The sequence below is a fragment of the Phytohabitans flavus genome (assembly GCF_011764545.1).
Lineage (GTDB): Bacteria > Actinomycetota > Actinomycetes > Mycobacteriales > Micromonosporaceae > Phytohabitans > Phytohabitans flavus.
In genome coordinates, this window is record NZ_AP022870.1 from 3597558 (window position 1) to 3619004 (window position 21447).

At 70.8% G+C, this 21447-nt stretch carries 19 protein-coding genes and 1 pseudogene; 12 read left to right on the forward strand and 8 right to left on the reverse strand.

Features of this window, described 5'->3' with window-relative positions; genetic code table 11:
- Window positions 1–250: 250 nt before the first annotated feature.
- Both Pflav_RS15665 and Pflav_RS15670 read right to left on the reverse strand, forming a co-directional pair.
- Window positions 251–1408: a tetratricopeptide repeat protein gene (locus Pflav_RS15665; RefSeq protein ID WP_173036828.1), complete on the reverse strand. Its 1158-nt coding sequence runs from the start codon at window positions 1406–1408 to the stop codon at window positions 251–253.
- Between the two features lie 32 nt (window positions 1409–1440).
- On the reverse strand, window positions 1441–1731 hold the full coding sequence (locus Pflav_RS15670) for a hypothetical protein (protein ID WP_173036829.1): 291 nt from the start codon (window positions 1729–1731) through the stop codon (window positions 1441–1443).
- Between the two features lie 273 nt (window positions 1732–2004).
- Here Pflav_RS15670 and Pflav_RS15675 point away from each other — a divergent pair, with 273 nt between their 5' ends.
- The 3 genes from Pflav_RS15675 to Pflav_RS15685 all read left to right on the forward strand — a co-directional run bounded on the left by Pflav_RS15675 (window position 2005) and on the right by Pflav_RS15685 (window position 3531).
- On the forward strand, window positions 2005–2292 hold the full coding sequence (locus Pflav_RS15675; protein WP_173036830.1) for a hypothetical protein: 288 nt from the start codon (window positions 2005–2007) through the stop codon (window positions 2290–2292).
- 249 nt (window positions 2293–2541) lie between these two features.
- Window positions 2542–2763, forward strand: a complete 222-nt coding sequence (locus tag Pflav_RS15680) for a hypervirulence associated TUDOR domain-containing protein (RefSeq protein WP_173036831.1) — start codon at window positions 2542–2544, stop codon at window positions 2761–2763.
- Between the two features lie 228 nt (window positions 2764–2991).
- Window positions 2992–3531 carry a DUF1062 domain-containing protein gene (locus Pflav_RS15685; protein WP_232071464.1) on the forward strand — a complete coding sequence of 180 codons (540 nt, stop codon included), beginning with the start codon at window positions 2992–2994 and terminating at the stop codon, window positions 3529–3531.
- A gap of 304 nt (window positions 3532–3835) precedes the next feature.
- Here the strand turns inward: Pflav_RS15685 and Pflav_RS15690 are convergent, their stop codons facing one another.
- Window positions 3836–4366 (reverse strand): MarR family winged helix-turn-helix transcriptional regulator, encoded by a 531-nt coding sequence (locus Pflav_RS15690; RefSeq protein ID WP_232071466.1) that lies wholly within the window; start codon window positions 4364–4366, stop codon window positions 3836–3838.
- A gap of 146 nt (window positions 4367–4512) precedes the next feature.
- Here Pflav_RS15690 and Pflav_RS15695 point away from each other — a divergent pair, with 146 nt between their 5' ends.
- A complete protein-coding gene (locus Pflav_RS15695) occupies window positions 4513–4908 on the forward strand; it encodes a hypothetical protein (RefSeq protein ID WP_197938573.1) in 396 nt (131 codons plus the stop codon).
- On the opposite strand, the gene Pflav_RS15700 is transcribed toward Pflav_RS15695, so the two are convergent.
- Window positions 4901–5338: a VOC family protein gene (locus tag Pflav_RS15700; protein WP_232071468.1), complete on the reverse strand. Its 438-nt coding sequence runs from the start codon at window positions 5336–5338 to the stop codon at window positions 4901–4903. The two genes, Pflav_RS15695 and Pflav_RS15700, sit on opposite strands and share 8 nt — an antisense overlap.
- A gap of 108 nt (window positions 5339–5446) precedes the next feature.
- Here Pflav_RS15700 and Pflav_RS15705 point away from each other — a divergent pair, with 108 nt between their 5' ends.
- Complete coding sequence (locus Pflav_RS15705) at window positions 5447–6346, forward strand: LysR family transcriptional regulator (RefSeq protein WP_173036834.1); 900 nt, start codon at window positions 5447–5449, stop codon at window positions 6344–6346.
- Here the strand turns inward: Pflav_RS15705 and Pflav_RS15710 are convergent.
- Window positions 6338–6787: a hypothetical protein gene (locus tag Pflav_RS15710; protein ID WP_173036835.1), complete on the reverse strand. Its 450-nt coding sequence runs from the start codon at window positions 6785–6787 to the stop codon at window positions 6338–6340. The genes Pflav_RS15705 and Pflav_RS15710 overlap by 9 nt on opposite strands.
- A gap of 844 nt (window positions 6788–7631) precedes the next feature.
- On the opposite strand from Pflav_RS15710, the gene Pflav_RS15715 reads away from it, so the two are divergent.
- Window positions 7632–8339, forward strand: coding sequence for a D-Ala-D-Ala carboxypeptidase family metallohydrolase (locus Pflav_RS15715; protein WP_232071469.1), 708 nt, complete (start codon window positions 7632–7634; stop codon window positions 8337–8339).
- A 47-nt stretch (window positions 8340–8386) separates the two neighbouring features.
- On the opposite strand, the gene Pflav_RS43620 is transcribed toward Pflav_RS15715, so the two are convergent.
- On the reverse strand, window positions 8387–10132 hold the full coding sequence (locus Pflav_RS43620; protein WP_197938574.1) for an eCIS core domain-containing protein: 1746 nt from the start codon (window positions 10130–10132) through the stop codon (window positions 8387–8389).
- Between the two features lie 49 nt (window positions 10133–10181).
- On the opposite strand from Pflav_RS43620, the gene Pflav_RS15725 reads away from it, so the two are divergent.
- The 5 genes and pseudogenes from Pflav_RS15725 (at window position 10182) to Pflav_RS15740 (ending at window position 13306) form a co-directional block, all read left to right on the forward strand.
- Window positions 10182–11216, forward strand: a complete 1035-nt coding sequence (locus Pflav_RS15725) for a helix-turn-helix domain-containing protein (RefSeq protein ID WP_173036837.1) — start codon at window positions 10182–10184, stop codon at window positions 11214–11216.
- Window positions 11149–11586, forward strand: a complete 438-nt coding sequence (locus tag Pflav_RS15730; RefSeq protein ID WP_173036838.1) for an SgcJ/EcaC family oxidoreductase — start codon at window positions 11149–11151, stop codon at window positions 11584–11586. Before Pflav_RS15725 ends, Pflav_RS15730 begins: the two co-directional genes overlap by 68 nt.
- Window positions 11587–11714: 128 nt before the next feature.
- A pseudogene (locus Pflav_RS45630) lies at window positions 11715–11837 on the forward strand (helix-turn-helix domain-containing protein); the annotation flags it as partial.
- 164 nt (window positions 11838–12001) lie between these two features.
- Window positions 12002–12466 carry an MmyB family transcriptional regulator gene (locus Pflav_RS45635; RefSeq protein ID WP_232071470.1) on the forward strand — a complete coding sequence of 155 codons (465 nt, stop codon included), beginning with the start codon at window positions 12002–12004 and terminating at the stop codon, window positions 12464–12466.
- A 69-nt stretch (window positions 12467–12535) separates the two neighbouring features.
- Complete coding sequence (locus Pflav_RS15740) at window positions 12536–13306, forward strand: glucose 1-dehydrogenase (RefSeq protein WP_173036839.1); 771 nt, start codon at window positions 12536–12538, stop codon at window positions 13304–13306.
- Window positions 13307–13350: 44 nt separating this feature from the next.
- Here the strand turns inward: Pflav_RS15740 and Pflav_RS15745 are convergent, their stop codons facing one another.
- Together Pflav_RS15745 and Pflav_RS15750 are read right to left on the reverse strand one after the other, a co-directional pair.
- Window positions 13351–15504: an MMPL family transporter gene (locus Pflav_RS15745; RefSeq protein WP_173036840.1), complete on the reverse strand. Its 2154-nt coding sequence runs from the start codon at window positions 15502–15504 to the stop codon at window positions 13351–13353.
- A 419-nt stretch (window positions 15505–15923) separates the two neighbouring features.
- A complete protein-coding gene (locus Pflav_RS15750; protein ID WP_232071471.1) occupies window positions 15924–20369 on the reverse strand; it encodes an FtsK/SpoIIIE domain-containing protein in 4446 nt (1481 codons plus the stop codon).
- Window positions 20370–20550: 181 nt separating this feature from the next.
- On the opposite strand from Pflav_RS15750, the gene Pflav_RS15755 reads away from it, so the two are divergent.
- Complete coding sequence (locus Pflav_RS15755) at window positions 20551–21294, forward strand: VOC family protein (RefSeq protein ID WP_173036842.1); 744 nt, start codon at window positions 20551–20553, stop codon at window positions 21292–21294.
- The last annotated feature ends 153 nt before the right edge of the window (window positions 21295–21447 follow it).

Consider the following 21447-nt stretch of genomic DNA (forward strand, 5'->3'; position numbering starts at 1 on the left):
CGTCCGCTGTGGTCCGGACCGCTGCTCCCGCGGCCTCGCCCTCCGCGACACACAACCCTGCCGCTGGCCTCCCGGCCGGCGGCCCGAGCAGACCCGCGAGAACGCCGGATCCATAGAGCATTCGCGGCCGGTCACAGGATCGTCCACAGTAGATGTTGGAGCCAGGCGCTATCGCCCGCTTATCCGCATGGCCCAGGCCGCGGGAGCAGCGGCCTTGACCACGGCGGACGCCGCACCGTGGGAGGGCGGGTCAGCTGGCCGCTTCCAGCCGGTCGAGATTCTGGCGTGCCGCGGCCGTCTCCGGGTGCTGCTCGCCGTACCGCACGACGCATACGTCAAGGACGGCGGCCAGTTCCGTCGCGGCGTTGGCCACGTCGCCTTGCAGCAGCATCACCCGGGCGATCCCGTTACCGGCTACCAGGTGCTGTGGGTGTGGCCCGCCCGGCAGCCGGCCGCACAGCTCGGCGGCCCGTTCGTACATGCGGTACGCCGCGGTCAAGTCCCGCTGCTCGCGCAGCACCATGGCGAGGTCGTTCAGTGCGGCCACGGTACGCAGGTCGGCCTCGCCATGACGCTCCACGCAGTCCGCCACGGCCTGCTCGGACAACGCCCTGGCGCCGGCAAGGTCACCGACGGCCAGGCAGGCGGTCGCGGGATCGTCCGGGGCGGCCTCCCGCTGCGCGATGAGCGTGTCAGGATGCGACGGCCCAAGGATCCGCGCGTACAGCTCGGCGCCCTGCTGGTGCAACGCACCCACCTGCGGCGTGGCGGCGCTCCTGGCGACACCGTTCAGCGCGGCGACGGTCTCCGGGTGCGCGTCGTCCAGCAACCGCCGGCAGCGCGCGAGGGTGTCCTGGTACCGCTCCCCCGCCGCCTCCCGCTCACCCCGGGTCAGCAGCACCGCCGCGAGACCGTTGGCCGCGGCGAGGGTCGATACGGCATCGTCGCCTTCCTCGGTGCGGCTCAGCTCGTACGCCCGCTGCCAGACCGCCACGGCACGCCCGAGGTCGCCCTGCGCCACACGCACCGAGGCGAGCCCCTGGAGCAAATCCATCATGTACTGACCGGACTCCCCACCCAGCCGACCGGACGCGGCGACGGCCTCCTCGAAACGCTCGGCGGCGCCGGTCAGGTCCCCGCGCTCGGCCCGGTCCAGCGCGTCCACGTACACCTCATGAACGCCGTCGACACCGCGCCGCGACGCCCGGGCCCCGCGCACCTCCACCCACTTCAACCAGCCCACCCAGCCGCCAAGCACCGCCAGCACGACAAGCACCCACCAGCCCAGACGCTCGACCAACGCAGCGACAAGAAACACCACGACACAACCGATGAAGACGATCGCCGCCGCGTACGCGATGCCACGGCTCAGCCTCTGCCCAGGCGCGGACCCTCCGGTCTCCTGCATCGCCACATCATCGTGGGCACCCGCAACCTCAATCAATCGATCAGCGATCCGTCTGGTCGCATGATCTCGTCACGGCATAGAGGGGAGAACGCGGACCAGCCACCGTCGTCGATGGCCACGACCATGCGAACCCGTCCATCACCGTCGTCCACGGCAAAGCTCACCACGCTGTAGCGCTTTCCGTCCTCCCCGGCGACCTGCCGCAACTCGCTGTCATCGAGCATCAGCCGCCACCGCGCATAATCCAGCCGGCGCCACTCTGCCAAACGCTCCTCAGCCAGCCGCGCTGCCAGCGCCTTGTTCAACCCCACGCGGATGAGCATGCCGCACCTGTTCTGCGTTGAACGTCGGCGTAACAGTGGGGGCGACGTCAAGCCCGCCTGTTCCCAAGACTCCGATTCCGTCTGAGGCGCCCGTGCCAACCATTTGACCGTCGACCCGCCTCGGGCAGTGAGCGACCTATACGAGTTGGTCGGGGTGACCAGCCTACTGATCGGGCGCTACCCGGAGACCTCCCTGGAAGCGCTGGCGAAGCGGGCCGCAGCCTCACCGACGTCGCGGCGCTGACCACAGCCGCCACGCTCAGATCGCTCGAGGTGAGCGGGGCCACCGCGGTCGGTGACTGGTCGGTCGTCGGGCAGCTGGCCGACCTTCGGTGGCTGTCGTTCGACGACGTCCAGACGATCGACTCCGTCGACTTCGTGCTGCGGCTCGGCGCGCTGCAAAGGTTCTACGCCACCGGCAACACGAAGGTGGCGGATGGTCGGGTCGCCCAGCTCGGTTCCCACCCGGTGCTGCGTACCATCGGGCTGGCCCAGTCTCGTCGTCACGACGCGACCGCGGCCGAGATCCGGAAGCGGCTCGGCGGCTTCCGGCCGTTCTAGACGGTCATCGGCCGCGATGGCGGCAATTATCGTGGCAACCGTCAGAACCCCGCTCGATGGGGCGAATATGAGGCGTTCGAGGGTCGCGTTGCAGGAGGATCTAAGCCCTCACCGCCGGCCGTGCCGGCCGGGTTTGGCTTGTGTATCACGCAGGGTGAGGCCGCGGGAGCAGCGGTCCGGACCACCGCGGACGTCGCGGTAGCTCAGATCTCTCGTTTTGGGGGTCCGCGCCGCGGGTAACCCAGCGACATGGCGAAAGGCGACAAATTCCGCAAGGGCGACCACGTCTCTTGGGCTAGCCACTCCGGTCGTGCGTACGGGACCGTCACGGAGGAGATCACCGAACGCGTGAAGGTCCGGGGCCACGCGGTCGACGCGTCACTGGAGCACCCGCAGTACCGGATTCGCCACGACGCCACCGGTAGGGACGTCGCACATCGGCCGGAGGCGCTGCGCCGCGAGGAAGGGTGACGACGACCGCCACCCTGCTCGGGGCGGCTGCTCGCGAAAACGGATGGACCTCACGGGTGGTGGGCGCCTAGCCTGGGCTCTCCCCTAGGTGAGGACTTCGCGCGCATGACGCCGCCCGCTCTTTAGACCTGACACTTTCTGCGCATTGGTCGCCGACGACTCCGTCGGCTCTTTTCCCGTGCTCTTCGTCAGGTCTTCAGAGAGATCATGTCTTCACATCCTCATACCGTGCTGCCCTGGGCCGTGCGGCGCACCCGCCTGCCTCTGCTCGCCCTCCGGTGCGTGGCCTGCCCTTCCGGCCACGCCACCGTCGGCAACGGCAAGTTCCGCGTCAATGCCAACGGCAAACGTCTCGACGTCTGGCTCCTGGTCAACTGCGTTTCGTGTGACCGGACCAGCAAGCTCACCGTCCATGACCGCGTCCCGGTCCGCTCACTGCCCGCCGACCTTCTGGCCGGTTACTCGGCCAACTCGCCTTCCCTCGCCGCGGATACCCTTCTCGACCCGTTGATCGCCCGGCACAACCGGTTCGCGCTCGATTGGGACGGGTGTTGGGCACTCCACGCGCCTCCCGTACCCGAGAATCCATGGCCCCTTCAGATCACCGTCACCTTCGACGATCCCGTGCCAGTCCGTCCCGAACGGCTCATCGCGCAGGGATTGGGCATCAGCCGTAATGAGATCGCTGCCAGAATCAAAATCGATATCCCGCTGAACCGCAGGACGAAACAGGATTTCTCATTCGTCCTGATGGGTTCGGTCCAGTAGGTCCAGGCGTCGGTCCTCGTGCTCTGCGCCAAGGTGGAGCACGGGGAGGGCGCCCCGCGGCACCTGCCGAGGTGCGGGTGGCTGGCCTGCGGCACTGGCCCGGGTTATTACGTCATTCGACGTAGTCTGGCCGCCCGGCCCGCTCTCTACCGTCGGGTGCATGAGACCGGACGGCGGGGAACCAGCCGAGATGTGCCTGCGGATCCTCGGCCCGCTGCGCTGACCAAGGGGTTCGGTCCGGCCGTCCCGGTGTGGGGCCGGCCCGACGAGTCGTGCTCGTCCCACGCTCTCGCGCACGTTCGGACTAGCCTTGCGGGTTGCTGCCACCGCGCCCGGTGATGCCGGCCAGGGACTCGACGAAGCGGGTCAGCAACCGGGCGAACGCCGCGCGCTCGGCGTCGGTCCAGTCGGACATCGCCATGGCGAAGATCGAGCGACGAAACCGGTGCAACTCCTCGAAAAGGGCATTGCCCTGCTCGGTACGGACGAGAGACGCGCGGCGACCGTCGGCCTGGTCGGCTTCCCGGCGCACCAGGCCTGCCTCGACGGCGGCGGCCACGAGCTTGCTCGCCCTTGGCTGGTCGACGTTGAGGGTGGCCGCGACGCTGGAGACGGTGGCCGGAGTGCCGGCCTGCTCCGCGGCCTCGATCGCGTCGAGGACGTCGACGGCCGGGCTGCTGACGGCGTCGCCGCGGTCAGCGTCGTCTCGCCCTTCCGCGAGGCGGGTCAGCGCACGCCGGGTCTGGCTTCTACGGATCGCGACCATGGCGCGCTCCACGGCCTTGACGTCTTCATCGTCCGGGACTTGCTCGCCGCTGGGGTGCTTGCGCGGCACGGCATCTCCAATGCATGATGTTTGACATCTAGTTGCTAAGTTACATCCTTGGAGGCACGATGGCGACCGAAGGACCAACAGGATATTCGTTGGGACGCCCAGGGGACGGACCCGCTGGATATCCGATCGGATACTGGCTCAAGCGGTTGGACGGCGCGATCGACGGCGCACTCGCCGCCGCGGTCGGCGCCGAGGGTCTTGCTCGCCGGCATTGGCAGACGATGAATTTCCTCCACGAGGCTCCGAGCGACTGGCCTGGGTTGGCTGAGGCGCTGCGGCCTTTCTGGACCGAGGGAGCGATCGCGCTGGACGAGGTCTTGAGCGACCTTGAGGGCCGGGCGCTGGTCGTCAACGACGAAGGGCGCTACGCACTCACGGCCGAGGGAAAGGCCACTCGGGCCAAGATCGCCGAGAAGGTCAACGTGACCCGACGTCAGCTCGTCAACGGCGTCACCCGCGAGGAGTACCTTGCCACCGTCCAGGTGCTCCAGCGCATGACCGACAACTTGGAGGATGCTGCGGCGGACGGACCCGTTAGCTGAGCTGCTCGGCTAGGGCGACGATGATCCCCTCGGGGCCACGGACGTTGCAGAGCCGATAGCTGTCCTCGTACTGGACCAGCTCGCCGACGAGTTCAGCGCCGTGGGTGCGTAGGCGGGCGACGACGTCCTCGATGCCGTCGACCTCGAACATGATGCGCCGTATGCCCAGCGTGTTGGCCGGCGGATTCTTCGGCTCGGTGCTGATCGCCTTCGGCGCGTGGAACTTCGTCAGCTCGACCCGGCCGTGGCCGTCCGGGGTCCGCACGACGGCGATGTCCGCTCGGACGCCGTCGAGCCCGACGAGCCGGTCCACCGATTCGCCCTCGACTGTTGTCTGGCCCTCCAGCTCCATGCCGAGTTCGACGAAGAACGCGATCGCGGCCGCGACGTCGTCGACGACAATGAGGACGTTGTCCATCCGCTTGATCATGGTGGTACTCCTCGTTCGCGATCCGGGGTTGTCCCGTTCAGCCTCTACCGAGCAAGACTCATTCGTCTAATGCCAACTTCCGCGGCTACCCATAACTACCATGGATGAATGCTGGACATCGTGCGGCTACGCGTCATCGCCGCGATCGCCGCGCACGGCTCGGTCACCAAGGCCGCCAAGCACCTGAAGTACTCCCAGCCAGCGGTCAGCCACCATCTGGCCCGGCTGGAAGCCGAGACCGGCGCCCGGCTCGTCCAGCGCATCGGGCGGGGCATCCGACTCACGCCGGAGGGTGAGCACCTCGCCCGCCGCGCCGCCGAGATCGTCGGACGGGTCGACACCGCCGCCGCGGAGCTGTCCGCGATGGTGGGCCTGCGCACCGGCCGGGTCCGGGTCGCCGGCTTCCAATCAGCACTCGCCGCCCTGATACCGCACGCCGCCGCCACCCTGCGCCGCGACCACCCCGGCATCGAGCTGCACCTGGCCGACGCCCACCCGCAGGTGGCACTGAGCCTGCTGCGCGACGGGCAGGTCGACGCCGCGGTCATCTTCCGCTACGACGACACCACACCGGACGACATCCGCGCCACGCACCTGTTCGACGACCCGATGCACCTGATCAGCCTGCAACCCGGCCAGACACTGCGCGACCACCGCGACTCGGCCTGGATCGCCGGCTGCGAAAACTGCCGCCGCGAGTTCGTCGAGGCATGCGAGGGGGCCGGCTTCACCCCGCACATCGTCTACACCAGCGACGACGTAATCGTCGAACAGGCCCTCGTCGCCGCCGGCATGGGCGTAACCACCATGCCCGGCCTGTCCCTACGCACCCACCGGGCACCCGGGATCGAAGCCACCCCGCTGCCCGACTTCCGCCGACGCGTCTACCTCGCCACCTACGGCGACCCGCCGGATCCCCCCGCCACCACGGCCTTCATCACCGCGCTGCACGACGCCATCCAGCAGACCCGCCCCGGCGAGCCAACACCACCCAGCCCGTCAGCTTGACCTGGACGGGACAGCTGCCGGTCCGGGTTGGACGGTGGAGCACCACGGGCACGCCACGACCGTCGCGGCGGCCGGCGCCGCGAACACCTGCCCGCATCGGCGGCGGCTACGGCCGGCACGTATCCGGCGGTGCCGGCGGCCGGCACAGGTCACCGGTACGTCGGCGAGGATCTCGTCGCCCATCGCACGGGGTTGGGCGTGACCGCATTCGTCGCAGACCGCCTTCGGGGGCGGCGCGGTTACCCCACGCTCGGCCACCCGAAGGGTGTAGAGGCGCTGGTCGCTGCTGTGCGAGGTGACCTGGCCGCAACCGTCGCACCCCATGTACCGCACCGCGCGCGGTGTCGGGTGACGCATCTCGTGCCACAGCTCCCGCAAGGCCAACCGCACCGACGACCATCCGGCCGGCTCAGGCTCCACGATGCCGGACCGCACCACCATGGCCACCATCAGACCGCATCCAGCGGCGCCACGCCAACCCCCACACGCCGATCTCGAACCGGCCTCGTCGCGCGCCAGGGGCGCACGCCGGTTGGAGCTCTGGCGGGTGAAGGTTGGCGTCTTGTCGCGGATAAAGATCCAAAACAAAGGACATTGAGCTACCGCGACGTTCGTCGTGGTCCAGACCGTCGCTCCCGCGGCCTTACCCTCCGCCGTTGGGCAAGCTCGCCCCCAAGGTCGTGGTCGGCCGACCACGACCTTCGCTTCTGGTAGATCATGGTATCGAAATGCCCCTCTGTGGGCAGTTTGGTACCACGATCTCTCGCGTACGCCAACCCGACCCCGCCGATCAAGGAAGCGGGTCCGTGCGCGGTGGCTGCGGGATCAGCATCAGCCAGGACCACAGGGCCCCACCTGGCGGCAAGGCCGCTACTTGATCACCCGCGCGGCCACCCTAGGGAGCAGAGCAAATACGACTGCGCACCCACCTCCTTGCTCCTCGTCCAACGGCGATCCCGGGTCGGGCTTGGGGTTGGGCTTGGACCGCGGACCTGGCAGCGCGGGTCGGAGATCTCGGCGAGCGCCAGCGAGCCGCCGACCTGCGCGGTGCCCGCGGGAGCATACGGTCCGCAGGTGACGCGGACCGGGGCAAAAGCCTTGTCCCAAGAAAAATCAAATGTGACCTGGACCCTGAAAGATCTAGGCATTTGACTGTATGCCCAGCCGACACACTTCATTCCGCCAGGCCAGGCGGCCACGCTCGCCGACACGACCGGTCGACGGGGCTGCCGGCCACACCCCACGACACAGGGAGTGCGGAATGCACAGACGGATCCTGCGACTCTTGGTCGCTTCAGTGTTGACCCTCGGCATCTCATCCGCCGCGGTCGTCATCTCGGGCGCGCCAGCGTACGCCGACGGCTGCTTCACCTGGAACCGCGTGCTGCAAGTGGGCTCCACCGGTGAGGACGTTCGACAGTTGCAGATCCGTGTCTCCGGCTACCCCGGCTACGACGCCACGCTCACCCTCGACGGCGCGTACGGCGCCGCCACGAAGGCGGCGGTCACCCGGTTCCAGCAGGCGTACGGCCTGGCCGCGGACGGGGTGGCCGGCACGCAGACGTACGGCAAGCTCTACGAACTCCAGGACAACGACTGCACCCCGATCAACTTCGCCTACGCCGAGCTGAACAAGTGCAACTCCGACTGGTCCGGCGGCGCCGTTTCGGCCGCGCAGGCCAAGGCGAACGCCCTGGTCACGATGTGGAAGCTCCAGGCGCTGCGCAAGGCGCTGGGCAACCAGACCATCCAGATCAGCAGTGGCTTCCGCAGCCGCGCCTGCAACAGCGCGGTGGGCGGCGACGCGGCCAGCCGGCACCTGTACGGCGACGCGGCCGACATGGTCGGGGCACCGTCGCTCTGCACGCTTGTGCGGCAGGCCCGCTACCACGGCTTCCGGGAGATCCTTGGCCCCGGTTACGTGGGCCACAGCGACCACGCCCACGTCGCGCACGACCCGTCGAGGTTCTGGTCCGCCAGCTCCTGTTTCTGACCGCACCGCTTCTGGACGGGCGTGCCACACCCGGCGCGCCCGTCCAGCTAACGCGGTACGGGGCAGTCGCCGTAGAGCATGGCCCACATGTCCTTGCGGTTTCGGAACAGCCACTGCCGGATGCGGTCGTCGTCGGTGTCGCGCCACCACAAGTGCCCGGTCATCGGCATGCCGGGTTTGTCGCCGATACCAGCGTCGAAGTCGTCCTCGTTGTCGACAAAATAGGCGTTGACCTTCCCGCGCGGGATGGACACCTCGGACGACGACGAGGCGCGCATGAGGTCGAGCATGTAGACGAACATCTCCCGGCCGCCGGGCTCGAGCAACCAGTTCACGTAGTCGAACTTGCCCATCTGGATCCAGGACCGGTTGGTGGTCCGGCTCAGCGTGTCCTCGAGCCGCTTGATCTGCGCCAGGCAGGCGCTGACCATCGGACCGATGTACAGGTTGCTGTAGAGCGTGAAGCCCGCGCTGGCACCGAGGAGCGTGCCGCCGGCCGACATGATCGTGGCCATGCCGGCGATGCCCTTCATGGCGTCCGCCGAGGACGTCTTGCCGGTGGCCATCAGGTCGAGCGCCACCCGGGCGAGCTGGAAGCCCGCGTACCACTTGTTGAGCTTCTCCGCGATCGCGAGCACACCGCCGACCTTGCCCGAGACGTCCACGATCTTGCCGGGGCCCGTGCCACCGAGGAAGCGCAGGCTGTCGGAGAAGGCCAGCGCCTCCTCGATGGTCGACTTGGTCGTGAGCGAGTTGTCGAGGATGGTGGCGAGCGCATCGGCCACCTCAAGCAGCGCGCTCTCGTCGCCGGCGCGGAACGCGCTGCGCTGCCGCTCCCGCAGCGCCGGCTCGGCCGCCTCCAGCGCGGCCAGGGCCTTCTTGACTTCGTCGACCGCCGCCTGGACCCGGCGTGCCGTCTCGGCCGCCTGCTCCGAGCGCACACTGTTGATCGCCCGGACGTACGTGTCGTACCAGTCCCGCAGGACCTTCTCGTTGCCCTTGTCGAGCGGCTCGGCCCCGCCGCCGCCCCACATCCGGTCGTTGTCGTGGGCGGCGTTGACGATCTGCGCCACGTCGGTCGGGACGGCCAGGCCATCCTTGACGTTCTGGTCGGCGTCGTCCTTCAGTACCGCCGCCCAGTAGCGGCTGACCAGGGCGGCGTTCTCGTACGTGGCGATGCCGGTGAACTCGCCGAGGGCGAACGGGGTCGCCGGCGCGCTCTCGTCGGTGGCGGTCGGGGCCCGCTGGACGACGGGCCCGCCGAGCGGCTCGCGCTGGATCATCGGGCCGCTCCCTCGCGCGACCGGACCGCCAACGCCCGCGGCGACCGCCTCGGCCTCGCGCTCGAACCGGTCGCCGGGGTCGCTCACGACGAGGCCGCCGGCCCGCGGGGTGCCACTGACGGGCCCGCTGCTCTGCTGGGTGACGTGGGTCAGCTCGTGGGCCAGGGTGTGCCGACCGCGCTCGCTGCCCGGGTCATACGCCCCGGCGCCGAAGACCACGTCGCGGCCGACCGTGAACGCGCGGGCGTCGACCGACGCGGCCGCCGCCTCCGCCGCGGCGCCGCGGTGCACCCGGACGCCGGCGAACGACGCGCCGAGCTGGGCCTGCATGTCGGCCTGCACGGCCGGGTCGAGGGCCTCGCCCTGGCTGGTCAACAGCTGGGCGATGGCCCGGTTGCCGGCGTAGCGCTGCACGGTCGCCGCGGGGTTGGCCAGGCGCCGGACCACCACGGGGGCGTCCTCCCGGACGGCCTCGTCGTCCAACTGGCTCAGGTGACTCGGGCTACGCATGTCACACCTCCGGAAGATCCGGACCGACAGCTCATGGTATTGACATCGCATGACCAGCGTCGAGACCTTCGTGGAGGCCCTCGCTGCGAGCGGCCTGCCGCCCCTGCACAGCCGGCGACACAGCAGTGACGACGACTTCCGCGCCGGCGTCGTGACCGCCGACCTGGGGCCCTTGCGGCTGGTCGAGCTGGTCACCCCGGAGGGCGAGTGCTTCCGGGACGCGCGCTCCGCCCGCGCCCCCGATGAAGAGCTGTGGCAGATCGACCTGGTGACGCGGGGACGGGTACGCGCCGAGCAGGCCGGCAGTACCGCCGAGCTCGGGCCCGCCGACCTGGTCCTGATCGACCCGGTGCGGCCGGTCCGGTTCGCCAGCACCGCGACCAGGAGCGTGACCATGCTGGTACCGCGGCGTTCGCTGCGGCTCGGACCGGACGACGCCGCCCGGCTGGCCGGGGTACGCATTCGTGGCGACCGCGGTCCCGCCGCCCTGGTGTCCTCGCTCGCCCGGGATCTGGCGCGTTCGGTGAGCGGGTTTCGCGCCGACGAGGCGGCGCGGTCGGCGACCGCGGTGATCGAGCTGATCGCGGTGGCGCTGTCGGCCCAGTTGGGCGATTCGCGTCCAGCTCCCGACGAGGCGCTACGCGCCCGGATCGCCGGTTTCATCGAGGCGAGGTTGGCCGACCGGGATCTGGCCCCGGCGAAGGTGGCCGCGGCGCACCACATGTCCGTACGCCGCCTGCACAAGCTTTTCGAGGACGAGCCGCTGACGGTGGCGGCCCTGATCCGCCAGCGCCGCCTGGAGCGGTGCCACGCGGACCTGGCCCGGACCGACCGCACCGTCGCGGCCGTCGCCGCTGGCTGGGGGTTCGCCGATCCGGCGCACTTCAGTCGGCTGTTCAAGGCCACATACGGGTACAACCCGGCGGCGCTCACATCCAACAACCATGCGCGGGTGGTCAAGGCGCGCGCGGGCCAGCCCGGCGAGGATGGTGGCTCAAGCGCAGAAAGGCGATCCCATGGAACAGTCGGTCGAGGCGATGAGCGCCATCCCGGCCCGGATGAACGAGGCATGGAACAGCGGTGACGCCACCGCGTTCTTCGCCGATTTCGCGGACGACGCCGAGTTCGTGGACTTCGAGGGAACCATCCACAAAGGACGCGAGCAGATGGTCGCGTTCCATCAGCCAATCTTCGACACGGTGCTGAAGGGCTCCCGGCTGGTGCGGGGCGAGGTGCCGTTCGCCCGGCTCGTGCAGCCGGGTTGCGGCGTGGTGCACCACCGCGTCGGCCTGCTGATGCCGGGCGAGCAGGAGCCGCTGCCGAGCCGATACTCCATGCAGCTTTTCGCCACGGTGTGGCAGAACGACCGCTGGGAGGTAGCCGCGCTGCAGAACTCGCGCCTGATCTCACTGGAGGCCGCGATCGCCCTGGACTCCCTGGCCACCGCGAGCTAATTCGGTCGTGATCAACTTTGCTAGTGTGGAGCATGGCCGATGTGTCTCGATCTTCGGTGCGGCGTCGGGAGCAGCTGCGTGACTTTCTGCGTACGCGGCGGGCACGTCTCACGCCCGCTGATGTAGGGATGGTGGCCGCTGGCCGGCGGCGGACGCCGGGGCTTCGGCGTGAAGAGGTCGCGGCGCTCGCCGGGGTCGGCGTCTCCTGGTACACCTGGCTCGAGCAGGGCCGGGACATCACCGTTTCCGCCGAGGTTCTGGACGCGGTCGCTCGTGCGTTGCGGCTTTCCGAAGCCGAGCGCGTGCACCTGTACGCGCTGGCCGGGCTCAATGCCCCACGCGTGCGGGGCACGCGCGATGCCGCGGTGCCCCGGAGCTTCATGACCTGCTGGAGGGGTGGGCGCCGCGGCCGGCGATGCTCCTGGACAGGTACTGGAATCTGCTGGCTCTCAACGACACCGCGCGCGCGGTGTTCGGCCTCGACGAGCAGAGTCGCAACTGCCTTGTCGCGTTCTTCACCGACGAGCGGTACCGCCGGATGCACGTCCACTGGGCGGCCGTGGCGCCCTCGGTCGTCGCGGCGTTCCGTGCGGACGCGGCACAAGCGGTCGGCGATCCGGGATTCGACCGTGTGGTGGCCGAGCTACGCGCGGCCAGTGCGGAGTTCGGCACGCTGTGGGAGCGCCACGATGTGGCCGTACACGGCGCGGCGGTCAAGGCGGTACACCCTCCGGCGGTCGGCGATCTGATTTTCGACAAGACCGCGCTGCTGGTCGCCGACCACCCTGACTGGCGCCTCGAGGTGTACAGCCCGCGCCCCGGCACCGCCACCGAGGATCGCCTCCGGCGGCTGTCTCAGACTCTCGCGGTGTCTGTCTGAGCCTGGTGGTGGCACACCCCTGATACGCGCGCACTGGTTGCCCCACCGGTGCGGCAGCACGCTGAACCCATGACGCACAGCGCTTCTCGTTTCCGCGACAAGGTCGCACTCATCACCGGCGGCACAAGCGGGATGGGTCTGGCTACGGCGCGCCGGCTGCTCGTCGAGGGCGCCGACGTGGTGATCACCGGGCGCGACAGGTCTCGGCTTGACGCCGCGGTCGAGCAGCTGGCAGGCGGCGAGCGCGTGCTCGCGGTACCCGGCGATGCCGCCAACCTCGCTGACCTGGACGCGCTCACCGCGGCGATTCGCGGCCGGTACGGGCGGCTCGACGTGCTCTTCGCCAACGCCGGCGTCGCCTCCTTCGCGCCACTCGCCGACGTGACGGAAAGCGAATTCGACCGCATCGCCGGGACCAACTTCAAGGGTGTCTACTTCACCATCCAACGCACGCTGCCCTTGCTGTCCGACGGGGCGGCCATCGTCGTCAACGCGTCCTGGACGCTACATCGAGGCCTGCCCGGGAGTTCGGTCTACGCCGCCACGAAGGCCGCCGTCCACAACCTGGCCCACACGCTCGCGGCCGAGCTGGGACACCGAGCTATCCGGGTCAACTCCGTCAGCCCGGGATACATCACGACCCCGATGTTCCACGACGCCCTCTCCGACGAGGAGCAGGCCGCCGTGGTACCCAACGTCGTCGTGGGCCGGCTCGGCACCGCCGAGGACGTCGCTGCCGCCGTCGCGTTCCTCGCCTCCGCCGAATCCTCGTACATCACGGGCCAAGACCTCGTCATCGACGGCGGCCTCGTCGCGGCCATCCCACCATCCGCCGGCTGACGCGCGGCCCCGACTGTCCGGTCGGGGCCGCGCCGGCATCCGTCCTAAGAGGAGACGGTGGCTGGCGCGTGGTGCGCCCGGCCCTCCACGTGCAGCTGCGGCAGGTGCCGCTCCATGGGCCCGGGCAGCCACCAGTTGGCCCGGCCCAGCAGGTGCATCGCGGCGGGTACGAGCAGCATCCGCACCACGGTCACGTCGATGAGGATCGCCACCGCCATGCCGAAACCGAGCGCCTTGACCGCGACATCCGAGACGGGCACAAAGGCGGCGAACACCGCGATCATGATGGCCGCCGCGGCGGTGATCACCCGTCCGGTGCTGGCGAGGCCCACGCTCACCGCGCGCTCGTTGCTCAACGTACGCACCCAGGTCTCGCGCATCCGGCTGAGCAGGAACACCTGGTAGTCCATGGATAGTCCAAAGAGGACGGCGAACATCAGTACCGGCACGAACCCGGCGAGCGGTGTCGCGGTGTCGATGCCGATCAGCTTACCGAGCCAGCCTCCCTCCAGCGTCAAGGCCACGACGCCGTACGCCGCGACGACCGACAGCAGGTTCAGTACCGCCGCGGTGAGCGGGATCAGGACGCTGCGGAAGGCGAGCATCAGCAGGAGCATCGAGAGCAGCACCACACCGCCGATGAGCAGCGGCAGCCGCGCGGCGAGGTCGGTGTTGCTGTCGATCGCGGTCGCGGTCATGCCACCCACATGTGCCTCGCTGCCCGTGCCGGCGGTCGCGGCCGGGATCACGCGGTCGCGGATGGTTCGCACGAGGTCCTGGGTGGCGGCCTCCTGCGGTCCCGTCAGCGGTATCACCGAGAGCACCGCTGTGTCTCCGGCGGGGTTGACCTGTACCGGCGACACCGCCGCGACGCCCGGCGTGCCGGCGAGATCGGCGCTCAGGCGTTCGGCGACGGCCGGGTCGGCGACCACCAACAGCGGACCGTTGGAGCCTGGCCCGAATGCCGCGGCGACCGCGTCGTACGAACGCCGGCTGGACGTGCCCTCAGCGTCGTTGCCGGCGTCCGGGAAGCCGAAGTTGACTCCCAAAAACGGTGTGGCCAGGGCGAGCAGTGCCGCCACCCCGGTCAGCACGGCCACCACGCGATGCCGGCGCACCAGCCGGCCCCACCATGCCCAGGCGCCCGCCGGTCGCGCCTGGGCCGCCGGCCGCGGCACCAGCGGCACGCGCAGCCGGTCGATCCACCTGCCCAGGTAGCCCAGTAGCGCGGGGAAGAGCGTGACGGACGCGGCCAGCACCACGAAGACGGCCACCATCGTGACGGCGGCGGCCCCCCGCATGAAGGCCAGCCCCATCGCGAACAGCCCCAGCATGCTCACCATCACGGTGCCGCCGGCGACCAGCACCGCGCGGCCCGCGGTGTCCATTGTGGCCACCGTGGCGGCCTCCGGGTCCAGGCCGGCCGCGCGCCACTCCCGAAACCGGGTCACCATCAGCAGGGCGTAGTCGATGCCGAGGGCGATCCCCAGCATCGAGCCCAGAATCGGCGCCCAGTTGGGTACGTCGAACAACGCCGTGACGAGTCCAGTGAGGACACCACTGACCGCCAGCCCGGCGACGGCCACGCCGATCGGCAGGCCCGCGGCGACCACCGTGCCGAACATGACCAGCAGGATGACGGCCGCCACCAGCAGGCCGATACCCTCCGAGCCGACCTCGTTCGCCTCGGCTTCCTGGATCACCTGCCCGCCGAGCGCGACCTCCAGTCCCGGCCGGCTGGCGGCCTCGGCCGCGCCGAGGAGGCGTTCGGTGTCGGCGACCGGCATGTCCGCCGGTATCGCCACATCGAGGCTCAGCCTGGCCAGCAGCGTGTGGCCGTCCGGGGAGACGCCGCCGGGTGACGCGTACGGGTCGTCGGCGGCGGTCACGTGCGGCAGGCCAGCCAGCTCGTCGAGCAGGGTGGCCACCTCAGCGCGTACCACGGGGTCGGTCACCGCGGCGTCCGCGCGCACCACGACGTCGACGCTCTCGCCGGCCCGCACGGGAAACCGCTGTGCCAGCAGGTCCTGAGCCTGCTTGGAGTCGGAGCCGGGCGCCGAGTAGTCGGCCGTGAATTCGCCGCCGAACGCGGCCGACAGCCCGAACGCGATCGCGAGCGCCGCCAACCACGCCAGCAGCACCCGGCCCGCCGGCGGAAGGCCACTCCCCGAGGCGGCCAAGCACACCGGGCCGGGCACGGGCCGGCGCCAAGCGCTCGTCGGTGCTGGTCAGGGTAACCGTCATCGGATCCTCCCTCGATGGATGACAATCCGATGCTTCCGTCCGGACGCCGCCAGGTCGTCCGTTCACAGGCGGCGGCGCCTACGTCAGAACGCCCATGTCACCCCGCGCCGACTACGCCCCTGGACGTACGCGACTGCGCGGCACGCGGTCGTCAGCCCGCCGCCGCCCGCAGGTCGCACAGCAGCCGCGCGACGGCGGCGAGGGCGGCCGCCCTGGCCTTGGGCTTGGCGCAGCCGGCCGCGACCCGCTCGGCGAGGGTGACGCCGATCGCACGGCCGCTGTAGCAGCTGTCGACGATGACGGCCCGGTTTGTGGCGCGGCTGCCCAGGAAAGTGTCCCGGATGCCGAGAAACCCAAAACCGGGTAGGCCGGATCAGTCAGGCAGGGCGACCTGGACGGGCATGGGGACGCTGAGCCGGACCAGGGTGGCGCGGCCGATCGGGCCGCCGGTGCCGGCGTTGCGAGGTAGGCGGACGCCGAGGATGTCGCCGTCGTCCGCCGACTGCACCGCGAGCAGCAGACCCGACCGGGACCGCAGCGCGTCGGCCGCGAACCCTCGGTAGGCGTTCTTCAGGTCGTCGGTGAGGCCCGCGACGATCATCCCGTGCTCGCCGTCGCGCGCCTCGCGCAGCACGTCGGCGAGCTCGTCGTCCAGCGGCGTGTCGCGTAGCAGCTCGGCGTCGTCCACGACTACCACGTACGACCGCTGCCCGCCGATCGCGGCACGGAGCGCGTCCCGGTCGGCGTCGGCCTCCAGCACGCCGAGCACGCCGGGGGCGCCGGCGAGGTCGCGCAGCGGCGACCGGCGCGGGGTCACGACCACCACCGGCACCTGCCGCGCGCGCAGCGAGTCCACCATGGTCAGCACCGCGGTCGACCTTCCAGACCGGGGCGGGCCGGCGACCACGGCCGCCGGTCCCTCGGCGAGCAGGTCCAACCCGACCGGTCCCAGCTCGTCACCGCCGACCCCGACCAGCGCCCACAGGGGCGACGGGGGCGCGAAGCCCGGGTCCGCGGCGTGTGCCTGGCCCGTGGTGACCCGGACCGGCAGCGGGTCGACGTGCAGCGGGCGCAGGGGGCGGGGCAGCGTCCCGTGTCGCTCCGTCGCCTCACGCGCCAGCCGGTGCAAGGCGGCGACCTGGGCGGCACCGGAGGCTGGCGGGAGCTGGCCGTCCGGCACCCCAGCGAGCGCGGTCAGCTCAGCACCGGCGGGGTCGGGATCGAGCAGCGCGATCTGGCTCTCCCTGAGGGCGCCAGCCACGCCGGCCAGCTCCACCGCCCGGCCCGGCGGCATGTGCGCGGGCACATGCCGTTCGTTGATGCCCGCATAGCCGTAGTCCGACGGCTCGGCCATCTGCAACACCAGGCGCTGCTCGAAGATGGTGGAGATCTGCCCGACGAGCGCGCTGCGGTCGCCGGTCACCACCGCCCGCAGGCCGACCGCGGGCCCCTCGCGCAGCAACTGGATCGCGCTCTCCACCAACCTCCCGTAGTCGTAGCTCTCGTACGCGCCGAGGAAACCCTCCCACCGGTCCAGCAACAGCAGCATCCACGGCAGGCGCTGCTCAGGCGGTACCGCCGCGCGCTGCTCCGCCAGGCCGGAGAAGCCGGCGGCGGCGAGCGCCTGCTGCCGGCGGGCGACCTCCGCGTGCAGCCGGCCGAGTAGCCGCTCCATCCGCTCGACCTGGTCCCGCCCGACCACCGCACCGCAGTGCGGCAGCGCCACCAGCGGGAGCAGGGCGTTCGCGCCGCAGTCGATGCCGTACAGGTGGACGTCGATGGGCGCGGCGTGCGCGGCGACGGATCCGGCGATCGTCCGCAGCACAGTGGACCGCCCGGTCTGCGGCGAACCGGCCACCACCAGATGCCCGCCGCGCACCAGGTCCAGCGCGAGTACGGTACGCGCCTGGGCGGCCGGAAGATCGGTTAGGCCGAACGGTATCGGGGCGACCTCTCCCTCGTACCGTTGCTCTGGTCTCAACTCCTCAAGGGTGACCGTATCGGGCAGCGGTGGGAGCCACGGGCTCGCCTGCGGCGGGATACCCGCCGACCGGGCTGCCTCGCCGATCGCCTCCACCAGGACGGCGAGGTCGGTGACGAGGCTCTGCTCGTCGTCGGCCGATGCGGGTGCGGGCGTAAGCCCGGAGCCGAGCCGCTGCCACGGCACCACCGCGACGCGTACCGGTGGCGGCGCGCCGGTCCGCGACCGCGGCCGGTACCCGCCGATCCGGGCCGACTGGACGACCTGGAGCGGCTTGGTGCCAGAACGCAGGTAAAGGCGGCCAGGCGTGGCCCGCGAGATGCGCGCGGCGTCCGGCACGTCGATGACGTCCGACGAGTCCGCCGCGTCGGTGACCCGCAGGGCGATCCGCAGGTTGGTGTTGGCCCGGATGTCCGCGGTCACCACGCCGGCTGGCCGCTGGGTGGCGAGCAGCAGGTGTACGCCGAGCGAGCGGCCGCGCCGGGCGATGTCGACCAGGCCGGCCACGAAGTCGGGCAGCTCGGCCACGAGCGAGGCGAACTCGTCGATGACGATCACCAGGCGGGGCATGGGCTCCAGCGCGCGGCCAGAGTCGCGCAGCGCGAGGTAGCCCTCGATGCCGTTGGTGTCGGCCTCGAACACGAGCCGCTCCCGGCGGCGCAGCTCGGCGGCGAGCGACTCCAGCGCCCGCGCGGTCAGGTGCCCGTCGAGGTCGGTCACCATGCCGACCGTGTGCGGCAGCTTCGCGCAGTCTTTGAACGCCGAGCCGCCCTTGTAGTCGACGAGTACGAACGTCATCTCGTCCGGCCGATTCGCCACGGCGAGCGCGGCGATGAGCGTCTGCAACAGCTCGGACTTGCCTGAACCGGTGGTCCCCGCGACCAGCCCGTGCGGGCCGTCGCCGTGGCGGCTGTCGCCGGAGATGTCGAGCGGGAACAACCCGTCCAGCCCGATGCCGACGACCGCGCGGGTGGACCGGCCGCCGGCCGACCAGCGGGCGGCCACCGCCGCCGCGTCCGGCGGCTCGAGGCCGAGCACGTCGAGCAGGCGCACGCTGTCCGGAAGGCGGGCCTCCTCGTCCTGGTCGCTGATGTCGCGTACCGGCGCCAGTGCCCGCGCGACGCGTTCGCCCCAGCCGGATGGGACGAGGTCGGGTCGGACCTGCTCCATCGGGTCGACCCGCGCCTGCTCGACCCGCAGCGCCGCGCCCTCCTCGACGGCCACCGCCTGGCACTCCGCCGGCAGCCGCCGCTCGTCCTCCTCCAGGCAGACCGCGTAGATGCCGACCGCCGGACCCTCGGCGAGGATCTGCACCATGCCTGGTAGCCCGCGCAGCCGGCGGGCGCCGTCGAGGACCACCACCAGGTCCGCCTGGCCGGGCGGGGCGCCGGCCGGTGAGCCGGATGCGCGGGCAGCCCGCTGACGCGCGGCCAGCACCGTGGTCAGCTCGGTGACCCGCCGGTACGTGGACTCGTCGTCGGTGCCGATCAGCACCGCCTCCTGGTCGCCGCCGGTCGCGCGGGCGTGCGGCAACCACCGCACCCACTCCCAGCTCGGCTGGCCGGCCGGGTCCGTGAGCAGCCAGATCTGCATGTCTCGCGGACTGTGCAGCGCCGCCAGCTGGCCGACGATCCAGCGGCCCGCCGACCGCGGCAGGTCACCGGCGCCAGCGACGCCCAGTACGCCGACGTCCCGCAGCGGTACGACCACTGGCGAGTCGCCCAGCCTCCGGACCGTCTCACGCTGGTGCTCGACGGCCTCCGGATCCTCCAGCCGTACGCCGGAGTCCACCTCGCCGGTGCCCAGCCGCACGGTCAGGAAATCCGGGTCGAACCGGCGCCGTTCCCACAACGCGGCTCGCGGGCCGACGGCGGTGAGCAGCACCTGCGCGGGATCCGGGTGATCGCGGCGGCGCAGCGCCCGCTCCGCGGCCAGGGCCTGCCGGGCATCGGACTCGATCCGCTCGCGCAGCGCCTCGTACTCCCGGACCTGCCGGCCGAACGACTTCCGGCCCTGGCGGCGCTCGATGGCGTAGTGCACCAGCATGGCGATCGGACTGAGGATCCCGATCAACAGGTACGCCCACGTCCGGAGCACCGCGGCGGTGCCCACGGCCAGCACCAGCGGAGACAACGCCATCACGATCGGCATCGCGCCGGACTCGTTCTGCTTCGGCCGTAGCGGCAGCCGGAACCGGGTCTGCGGCCGGCGCGGCCGGACCCGGGGCGGCCTGTTGTAGTCCAGGCCCACGCCGTCCGCCGAGACGTGCAGCACCGCGTCGGGGCGGGTGGGGACGGCTACCTCGAACAGGCTGGCTCCCACGGCGAGCTGAGCACCGAACGGCCACGGCGTCTGGTCAGTGACGCTCTGGCCGTCCAGCCGCGCCGCACCGTCGGCGGCGATCGTCACCGTGCACTGACCGGCCGGGTCGACGGCGAGTGTGAAGGCCGCGCCAGCCAGGTACGGGTCGGTCACCCGGATGCCCGCCGCCGGCCCCGCCCCGACCACGACGTCACCCGGCCCGAGCCGGTACACGGTTCCGGACTGTGGACCGCCGGTCACCCGCAACTCGACCGTGCCCGCCGGCTCCGGCGGCGGGCACCCCGCCGGGTCGTCCAGGCTCACCACCGTGCCCTCGCGCAGCGGCGCCGCGGCTACCGGAAGCCGCGGATCGACCGGGCGCCCATCGACGTACATGACCGGTGGAACCCCGTCGGGTCCGCTCCCGCCGCGCACAAGCCGGCCGAGCTCCCGCGCCACACTGTCCACAGTGGCCTCGGCCGCCGCTTCGACGAGCACGTCGGCCCGCCGCGCGTACGACAGGTCGACAACCGTCATTGTGAGCTGCATCGTTCCCCCGGACGTCGCCAACTTGCCGTAACCCTAGTCCGGTCGGGTCCGGGCTCGGCACAGACGTCTATGGGTTCGGTCGGGCAACCGGTTTCGTTCATGTGCGCGCTGGTTGCGGATTTGGCAGACTGCGGCGTCGCCGTTCCCGTCGAACGATGAGGTGCGATCCATGCTTGACGGAAGTGTCCAGCCCAACGAGACCACCGTGCCGCTGCTTTCCTGCGTCGCGCCGGAGGAGACCCTGGCCTTCTGGCGCGCCCTGGGCTTCGCCACGACCTACGAACAGACAAAGCCCTACCTGTACCTGGCGTTCCGGTGGAGCGGGTTCGAACTGCACTACGGGCGCGCGGCCAGCGGCATAGACCCGGCCCAGGAGCAGACCGGCGGATGCCTGGTGATGGTCGACGCGGTCGCGCCTTACCACGCGGCATTCACCGAAGCCATGCGCAGCACCTACGGGAAGGTACTCGCCAAAGGACTGCCCCGGATCACGCGGTACCGCCCCGGCGCCTCACGGTTCACCGTCATGGACCCGTCCGGAAACTCGATCATCTTCATCCAGCGCGACGAGCCGGCGGAGCTGGAGTACGGCGGATCCAAGCAACTTCAAGGGCTCGCCCGGGTCCTGGACAACGCGCGGATCCTGCGCGAGTTCAAGCACGACGACCTCGCCGCGTTCCGCGCGTTGAACTCAGGGCTGCGCCGCCACGGCGACAGCGCGTCGACGGTGGACCAGGCGGTGGCGCTGGCCGTGCTCATCGAGCTGTCCACGGCGCTGGAGCAGCCGGAGCGAGTACCGGAATGGGGAGCCAGGCTGAGCCAACTGGTCCTCACCGCGCAGGAACGCCGCGAGGTCGAGTCCGCCGTCGCCGACCCCACGCAGCTCGCACCGTGGATGCCCGCCACGACCTGAGACAGATCGGACTGCGAAGGTCGAGGCAGCAAAATCAGGGACTTTGTCGGGATCTTGGAGCGCTCGGGCCCGCGCTAGCGAAGGCACCGAGCGCACCGGTGGGTGTGTGACGCGGAGGGTGAGGCCGCGGGAGCAGCGGTCCGGACCACGGCG

What these genes read in the sequence shown, in the direction of transcription:
- Pflav_RS15755 (WP_173036842.1), top strand. Translation starts at nt 20,551, where the DNA reads ATGCTTGACGGAAGTGTCCAGCCCAACGAGACCACCGTGCCGCTGCTT.
- Pflav_RS45635 (WP_232071470.1), top strand. Translation starts at nt 12,002, where the DNA reads ATGCTCCTGGACAGGTACTGGAATCTGCTGGCTCTCAACGACACCGCG.
- Pflav_RS15725 (WP_173036837.1), top strand. Translation starts at nt 10,182, where the DNA reads ATGACCAGCGTCGAGACCTTCGTGGAGGCCCTCGCTGCGAGCGGCCTG.
- Pflav_RS15710 (WP_173036835.1), bottom strand. Translation starts at nt 6,787, where the DNA reads ATGGTGGTGCGGTCCGGCATCGTGGAGCCTGAGCCGGCCGGATGGTCG.
- Pflav_RS15700 (WP_232071468.1), bottom strand. Translation starts at nt 5,338, where the DNA reads ATGATCAAGCGGATGGACAACGTCCTCATTGTCGTCGACGACGTCGCG.
- Pflav_RS15680 (WP_173036831.1), top strand. Translation starts at nt 2,542, where the DNA reads ATGGCGAAAGGCGACAAATTCCGCAAGGGCGACCACGTCTCTTGGGCT.
- Pflav_RS15750 (WP_232071471.1), bottom strand. Translation starts at nt 20,369, where the DNA reads ATGACGGTTGTCGACCTGTCGTACGCGCGGCGGGCCGACGTGCTCGTC.
- Pflav_RS15705 (WP_173036834.1), top strand. Translation starts at nt 5,447, where the DNA reads ATGCTGGACATCGTGCGGCTACGCGTCATCGCCGCGATCGCCGCGCAC.
- Pflav_RS15665 (WP_173036828.1), bottom strand. Translation starts at nt 1,408, where the DNA reads ATGCAGGAGACCGGAGGGTCCGCGCCTGGGCAGAGGCTGAGCCGTGGC.
- Pflav_RS15730 (WP_173036838.1), top strand. Translation starts at nt 11,149, where the DNA reads ATGGAACAGTCGGTCGAGGCGATGAGCGCCATCCCGGCCCGGATGAAC.
- Pflav_RS43620 (WP_197938574.1), bottom strand. Translation starts at nt 10,132, where the DNA reads ATGCGTAGCCCGAGTCACCTGAGCCAGTTGGACGACGAGGCCGTCCGG.
- Pflav_RS15740 (WP_173036839.1), top strand. Translation starts at nt 12,536, where the DNA reads ATGACGCACAGCGCTTCTCGTTTCCGCGACAAGGTCGCACTCATCACC.
- Pflav_RS15670 (WP_173036829.1), bottom strand. Translation starts at nt 1,731, where the DNA reads ATGCTCATCCGCGTGGGGTTGAACAAGGCGCTGGCAGCGCGGCTGGCT.